This window comes from Mycobacterium kyorinense (genome assembly GCF_001672775.1).
Lineage (GTDB): Bacteria > Actinomycetota > Actinomycetes > Mycobacteriales > Mycobacteriaceae > Mycobacterium > Mycobacterium kyorinense_A.
Window position 1 is genome coordinate 1 of the sequence record NZ_LZKJ01000014.1, and the last position, 611, is coordinate 611.

The following is a 611-nucleotide window of genomic DNA, read 5'->3' on the forward strand; positions in this document are numbered from 1 at the left end:
CGATGTGCCCGCCTCGTAGCGACAACTGAGGATTTGGCGTGGCGACGCGGCAACAAATGGTTCACTGGGGACACTTCCGCCACGCCAGTCACGCGAGTGGCCCAGTTGTCGCTGGTGGCAGGGTGCCCGGCTCCGAGCGACACTTGGCTTGGTCGCGCAGCGCCAGCTCACGCGTGTGGATTCGGTGCTCAGTGCCACGCGGCATCCAGCCGGGTCCATATCGACCGCGCCTCAGCCGGCGCACCCGGCCGTGGCCCATTTCCCAGCGCAACGCGTCCGAGATGGATTTCGATGTCCGTCCGCCCACGGCAAAACCGTGCTGCGCGAGCGCCTCGGCCAACTCGCCGACGGTGGCGGGCCCATGGCGAAATAACTGCATTGTCAGTACGTAGCGGAGTTCGGTCCCCCGCAGTAGCAGCGACTCATTCATCGGCCGACCGTCGCATGGACGTCCGACAACCCGTTCGCTGTCGCTGATAGGCGGGCACCCCGAAACACCGGGTCAGGCCGTGACAGGTGTGGCAAACCAAGACAGGAGTGGTCAAAGTGACTCCGGCGCCGCGGCGCCACCTGGCCATACGCCGCGTTGTCGCTACGAGGCGGGCACATCG

At 66.3% G+C, this 611-nt stretch carries 1 protein-coding gene; it reads right to left on the reverse strand.

Annotated elements, in window-relative coordinates; genetic code table 11:
• Positions 1 to 88: 88 nt before the first annotated feature.
• A complete protein-coding gene (locus tag A5707_RS01190; RefSeq protein WP_065012709.1) occupies positions 89 to 430 on the reverse strand; it encodes a hypothetical protein in 342 nt (113 codons plus the stop codon).
• Positions 431 to 611 lie beyond the last annotated feature (181 nt).